Consider the following 6,435-nt stretch of genomic DNA (forward strand, 5'->3'; position numbering starts at 1 on the left):
CCCGCGCGGGAGAGCGCAGGGCCGGAACGCTTTTGCACACTGAACGCTAGACGACCCTCGTCCCCCCGGCGGGGAACCCTTAAAACCCCTACCCTGACGGCTTGACCGGCCTTGTCACCACGTCCGGCCGCCCTGTGCTCACAAGCGGTGGGCGGGCGCGGTGCTACGTTCGGGCGATTGCGCCCTCATGCAGCCTGCGATGATCACTGCGACGCCTTCCTTCCTCCAGCCACAACATCGCACGGAGGAAGCCCCAAGATACGCCTCATGCGGGTCAGGAAAGAACGCTCCCTCCCCGGCGGGTGAGCACCTGCTGCTCTGACGAGCAGGCTCATCGCGGTGCTTCCGCCATGGCATCGCTGCCATCGTCTACCCAAACGCTACCGACTCACTGTCGACAGGGAGACGATAGGCAATTGCCTAGGGAATGTCAAGCATCATCCTGTCATTTATGGTTTGTTACCTATTCCAGCAGGCCGCCGTTCCGCCAGTGGCGTCCCCACCGATGTTCGACCATGAGGGGATTTGCGGCAGCGGGCGGCTATGGTATTCACGGTTTCGTGGATAGGGTTTCGTATGGATCACCACCATAAGCCCGGGCAGTGCCAAGGCCCGGGCTTTTTTCGTTATGGGCCCGGAGGTGCCATCCCCGGACCCATGCCGCGCGCTATTTTGAACGCGAGATCTCCACGATCTTGAGCACAAGCATCACGAAGGCAATCATCAGCGTCGGAACGCCGATGATTAAATTGGATAGGATTTCATGTCTTATGGGACTCACCCCCTTTGACGGTCCGGATTGCAGCGCAGCGGGAGTGCTACGGTGCCGACCATCAGGGGGATTCATAACAGACAGCCTGCAAGTACATCTCTATTAATATCAATAATTACAATAGTTTAAATAAACGCGCATCAGGTTCCGGACGCGTGTCCCGCTAAGACAATGGCCCCACAAATGAGCGGGCGTTCCGCCAATGGCTTCGCCTTGGACGTTCGACCAGGAGGGGATATGCGGGAGGGGGCGGCTATGGTATTTACGGTTCCGTAGCTAGTACTTCGATGCGGATCACCACGATAAGCCCGGGCGGTGCCAAAGCCCGGGTTTTTTCGTTATGGGCCCGGAGGTGCCAACCCCGGACCCATGCCGCCCCTAACTGAGCGAGATATCTCCACGATCTTGAGCAAAAGACAACGAGCCCCTCGCCTCCCCCGACTTGGCAGGGCTTGCCTGCCTCGATAGGCTGCGCCGTGTCTTTCATGCGCGGGGAAACGGGAGGAACGTATGGATCGGGGGCGGGCGGTTGTCATTGCGATCGGAGCGCTGGTGGCGCTGGCCATCATCGGGTTCTTCACCGTGCTGCCAACGTGGTACGACCGGCATGTGAACCAGCTGGTGCCGAACCCGCCGCCGCCCGCCACGGGTGCGGCAGCCGCCTTGCACCAGCGGCTCGATGTGGTGGACCTGCACGCCGATCCGCTGCTGTGGAAGCGCAACCTTCTGAAGCCCCACAGCTTCGGCCATATCGATCTGCCGCGGCTGGAGCAGGGGCGCGTGGCGCTTCAGGTGTTCTCCTCCGTCACCAAGACGCCGCGCGGCCTGAACTATGACCGCAACCGCGCCGACAGCGACAACATCACCACGCTCGCCATCGCCCAGCTGCAGCCCACCCGCACGTGGGATTCGCTGCTTCAGCGCTCCCTCTTCCATGCCGAGAAGCTGCACCGGTTCGCGGAAAAATCGGACGGGCGGCTGCGCGTCATCCGCACCGTTCAGGATCTGGACGCCCTGCTGGCGGACCGGGCGGCGGGAAAGACGGTAACCGGCGGGCTGCTCTCCATCGAGGGACTGCACAATCTGGAAGGCAAGTTCGCGAACCTGGCCCGGCTGCGGGAAGCCGGGTACCGCATGGCCAGCCCCACCCACTTCTTCGACAACGAGGTGTCGGGCTCGGTTGCGGGTCTGGAGAAGGGCGGCCTGACGTCCCTTGGCCGGCAGGTGATCCGCGACATGCAGCGCAGCGGAATGGTCGTCGATCTGGCCCACGCCAGCCACGCCACCATTGCCGAGGTGCTGCAGATGGCGACACGTCCCGTGATCTTCTCCCACGGCGGGGTGAAGGCCACCTGCGACAACAACCGCAACCTGACCGACGACGAGATTCGCGGCATCGCCGCCACCGGCGGGGTCATCGGCATCGGCTTCTGGGACGCGGCGATCTGCGATACCTCGGTGGAAGGCGTTGTCCGCGCCATGCTGCACGTGCGCGACGTGGCGGGAGTCGACCACGTGGCGCTGGGGTCCGACTGGGACGGAGCGGTCACCACCGTGTTCGACGCCGCCCATGTTTCCGCCCTCACCGAGGGGCTGATGCGGGCGGGCCTGAGCGAGGAAGACATCGCCAAGATCATGGGCGGCAACGCGTTTCGCGTGCTGCGCGCAACCCTGCCGCAGGAGTGAGCAAAGAAAAATTCATCAGGGCGACGGATGCGCTTGACAGCACCGCGATGTGCCCGTACATGACGCGCCTCGTCTTGGTGCGCCCCGTTCGTCTAGCGGCCTAGGACGCGGCCCTCTCACGGCTGAAACAGGGGTTCGATTCCCCTACGGGGCGCCAATCTCCCGCAACACTGCGGCAGACGGCTTCCACAGAAGCGCACCATTTCCCACGGCACGATACACTTGGAAGATCTCTTCCAAGGGGGTCTGCAACCCCCTTGAACCCCCATTCGTTTTTTCTTGTCGCACCTGCCATCGGCCGCGTGCGAGAGCGCCTGAAACACAGCCTGAAAACGAACAGGGGTGCAGGGGTCAAAGACCCCTGCGAAAAGAAAAGGCCGCCCGAAGGCGGCCCCAAGGCGATGCAGGGGAGGACGCGCCTCCCCCACACACTCTCAACTATTAGAAATCGTACTTCACGAAGCCGTAGATACGGCGCGGCAGCGAGTAGTACGCCTCGGTGAAGCCGAAGGACGTGCGGGCATCGTAGCCTTCGCGGATGACCTGCTTGTCGGTCAGGTTCTGGCCTTCGACGCCCAGGGCCCAGCCGTTGTTCAGGTCGATCTGGAGACGGGCGTTGAGGATGGCGTGCGCCTTGCCCTTGAGGATCTCCGTGTTCGCCACGTCGATGTACTTGGAGTCCTGATAGCTGGCGTCCACGCGGAAGGTGCCGTTGGCATCGCCCAGCGGGAAGCGGGTGGTCAGGCCGACCGAGCCGGTCCACGGCGGGGTCTGCTTCAGCTTCAGGCCCGAACGGTCGAGCGGGTTGCCGAGGGTGTCGACCGACATGTACTCGAGGTACTTCGAGTTGATGTAGCCGACGCTGGCATCCAGCGAGAGCCAGTCGGTCAGGACGGCGTTGGCTTCCGCCTCGAAGCCCCACATGCGCGACTTGCCCGCGTTCTCGGTGCGCACGACGACGAGGCCGCTGCTGCCGACGAACGACACCGAGACCTGCTGGTCGGTGTAGCGGTTGTAATAGCCGCTGAGGTTGAGGCGCAGGCGACGGTCAAGCCACGAGGTCTTGAGGCCTGCCTCGAGGCTGGTCAGCTTTTCCGGATCATAGGTGCCGATTTCGTCAGCCGCGGTCGGGCGGCCGTTGAAGCCGCCGGAGCGGAAGCCCTTCGAGAAGGTGAAGTAGCCCAGCTTGTCGCCAGCGAACTCGTAGGACAGCGTCACCTTCGGCGAGAAGTTGCTCCAGCTTTCCTTGCCGCCGAACTCCGGATGGCCGTCGATGAGCGGGATGCCCGCGAACACGCGCATGCCGGTGGCGTCCAGCTTCTTGCGCTCCCAGGTGAAGCGCGCGCCGGCGTCGACCGACAGGCGATCGGTCAGTTCGTAGATGAAGTTGCCGAACGCGGCGAGGTTGGTGTTCTTCTGGCGCAGGTCGAAGTCGACGTTGAAGTCGAGCGCCGGAGCCATGCCCATCAGCATCGGGTCGCCGGAGGCCATCAGGGCGTCATACAGACCCTCGGCGGTGATCAGGCGGGTTTCCTGATGCGCGCGCTCGTAGAAGCCGTAGAAGCCGAGCAGGAGGCGGCCACGATCGTTGAACAGGTCGTCACGGGTCAGGTGGACTTCCTGGCTGAGCTGGGTGGCGCTGATCCACTGGTGATCGCCCGCGTAGTTCAGCGTGGACGCATCGCCATCGCGGGCGAATTCCACGTTGGTGTAGCGCACGCCGGTGATCGACTTCACGCCCCAGGTGCTGCCGAATTCCAGCGTCAGGCTGCCGTTCACGGCGTCGGCGTTGTCGACGTTCAGCTCCTTGTTGCTGGCGGTCTGCTTGATGTTGTCCGGCAGCACGGTGCAGCACGGCGCGACGAACGCCGAGTACAGATCGGAGATGAACGAGTTCTCGAAGGCGATCATGCTGTGCGCCGAAGAGTTCTGGCGCTGGTGCAGGCCATCGATGCTCAGCGTGGCGTCAAGGTCATCGCCGCGGTAGCGCAGGGCGACGCGGCCCGCGACCTGCTTCTCGTTGCCGAGATCGCCGGTGCCTGCCAGGTTCTTCTGCCAGCCGTCCGCGCGCTTGCCGATGACGGAGACGCTGTAGGCCCACTGGTCGTTGATCGCGCCGTCGTAGAGGCCGCGCAGCTGCACGGAGTCATAGCTGCCGACGCGCAGATCGACCGAACCGCTGTTCGAGCCTTCCGGACGGTGGGTGACGATGTTGATGGCGCCGCCGATGGTGTTCTTGCCGAACAGCGAGCCCTGCGGGCCGCGCAGCACCTCGATGCGCTCGATGCCGAGCAGCGAGGTGATCGCGCCGAACGCGCGGGCCTGATAGACGCCGTCGATGAACACGGCCACGGCCGGGTCGGACGTGATGATGTAATCATACTCGCCGACGCCGCGGATGAACGGGGAAATCTGGCTGCTGGAGCCGCCCGTGCCCGGCGAGAACGTCAGGTTCGGCGTGGACTGCTGGATGTCGGCGATCGACTGGATGCCCTTGCTCTCCAGCGCCGCCGCCGAGAAGGCAGCAACCGAAACCGGCACGCTCTGCATCGACTCCTGACGGCGGCGCGCGGTGACGACGATGTCACCCATGCCGAAATCATCGCTGCTGGATGCCGCCTGCTCGGGGGCGGAAGCCGCCGCCTGATCCTGTGCCAGTGCCGGCGTTGCGGCAAGAAACGCAAGGCTCAGGCCGAGTGCCGAAGCGCCTGCAAAAGCGCGACTATGGCGCATATTAACCTCCCGGTTACAACACACGCTCCCGTTCTGTGGCAGGAGCGTTTTTTTCATTTCGCAAAGAAACAAAGCAACGGATACGCAACACGACGCAGACACGGCCATGGCCCGGAAACGGGACCGCTGGCGTTTACAAACTGTTTTCCGGACCGGGCATTGCGGTCATCAAATCCCGAAGCCGCCGGACACGCTGAGCTGCTGCCCGGTGATGTACGCGGCGTCATTGGATGCCAGGAACACGGCCGCGCGGCCGATTTCCTCCGGCCGCCCCCAGCGCTTGATCGCCAGCGCCTTCAGGGTTTCGTCGATCCATTTCTGGCTGAACTGTCCCTGCTCCATCAGCTCGTGGAACATGCCCGCCTCGATGACACCCACCAGCACCGAATTGGCGCGGATGTTGAAACGGCCTTCCTCGCGCGCGATGCCCTTGACCAGCGATTCATTGGCCGCCTTGGGCGCGACCGAGAGCCCGTCGCGGTCCGGCCAGCGCAGATGCCCGGCCGAGCCCAGCGTGACGAAGGACCCGCCGCCGTTCGCGCGGAAATGGGGCAGCGCGGCCTGAACGGCGTTGAAGAAGCCGATGACCTCGACGTCAATGGCATGCCGCCAGTCACCGACAGACATTCTGGAAATGTGGAGCTGGTTGACGAGCGGCCCCGCCGCCCACATCACCGTATGGATGCGCCCGTGGACCTTCGCGGCCTCGTCGACCGCTGCCTGCACCTGCTCGGGCCGGGTGACGTCCACCTTGTGAATGCTGGACCCGACGCCTTCGGCGCGAATGCGCTCCGCCACCTTTTCAGCCGCCTCAAGCCGGCTGTGGTAGCAGACGGCAACCGCCGTGCCGGCCCGCGCGAACTCAAGCGCGATGGCCTGCCCGATGCCGCCGCTGCCGCCAAGAACGAGCACTGCGCCTTCAGGGAATTTCCGGTCCATGTCATCCCCTACGGTTCTGATTTATATCAGTGGTATAATGATTTGGGCAGTTAGATACCAAAATGCGCAAAGGTCAAGGCTGCCTGCTCTGCAAATTGACGCACCGCATGCTGTTAACCATTTGTACGTGACAAATTTGCCCCGCTATCGTCACGCAGGCCGTGCTTCGCCGTGGCGATGACCTGACCGCTTACACGGGCCGTCATTCAGTGATAGCACGGCAGGACGGGAGAGCAGCAGGCGCTCTCCGCAAGCGAGTGTCTGGATGCGCAAGTCATTTTGGATCGCAGGCTTCTATCTGATCG

3 protein-coding genes and 1 tRNA gene are annotated in these 6,435 nt (G+C 63.5%); 2 read left to right on the top strand and 2 right to left on the bottom strand.

Annotated elements, in window-relative coordinates; all coding sequences use genetic code 11:
• Nucleotides 1-1,282 precede the first annotated feature (1,282 nt).
• Both VIG90_RS19455 and VIG90_RS19460 read left to right on the top strand, forming a co-directional pair.
• Entirely contained in the window at nucleotides 1,283-2,458 is a 1,176-nt protein-coding gene (locus VIG90_RS19455) for a dipeptidase (RefSeq protein WP_331595180.1), read from the top strand.
• A gap of 81 nt (nucleotides 2,459-2,539) precedes the next feature.
• Nucleotides 2,540-2,615: transfer RNA gene (locus VIG90_RS19460), tRNA-Glu, on the top strand.
• A 284-nt stretch (nucleotides 2,616-2,899) separates the two neighbouring features.
• Here the strand turns inward: VIG90_RS19460 and VIG90_RS19465 are convergent.
• Complete coding sequence (locus tag VIG90_RS19465) at nucleotides 2,900-5,191, bottom strand: TonB-dependent receptor (protein ID WP_331595181.1); 2,292 nt, start codon at nucleotides 5,189-5,191, stop codon at nucleotides 2,900-2,902.
• A 168-nt stretch (nucleotides 5,192-5,359) separates the two neighbouring features.
• Nucleotides 5,360-6,130 carry an SDR family NAD(P)-dependent oxidoreductase gene (locus tag VIG90_RS19470; protein ID WP_331595182.1) on the bottom strand — a complete coding sequence of 257 codons (771 nt, stop codon included), beginning with the start codon at nucleotides 6,128-6,130 and terminating at the stop codon, nucleotides 5,360-5,362.
• Nucleotides 6,131-6,435 lie beyond the last annotated feature (305 nt).

The organism is Pedomonas sp., from assembly GCF_036515995.1.
Taxonomy (GTDB): Bacteria; Pseudomonadota; Alphaproteobacteria; order Sphingomonadales; family Sphingomonadaceae; genus Pedomonas.

Coding starts and splice junctions, on each gene's coding strand:
- VIG90_RS19465 (WP_331595181.1), bottom strand. CDS start 5,191: ATGCGCCATAGTCGCGCTTTTGCAGGCGCTTCGGCACTCGGCCTGAGC.
- VIG90_RS19455 (WP_331595180.1), top strand. CDS start 1,283: ATGGATCGGGGGCGGGCGGTTGTCATTGCGATCGGAGCGCTGGTGGCG.
- VIG90_RS19470 (WP_331595182.1), bottom strand. CDS start 6,130: ATGGACCGGAAATTCCCTGAAGGCGCAGTGCTCGTTCTTGGCGGCAGC.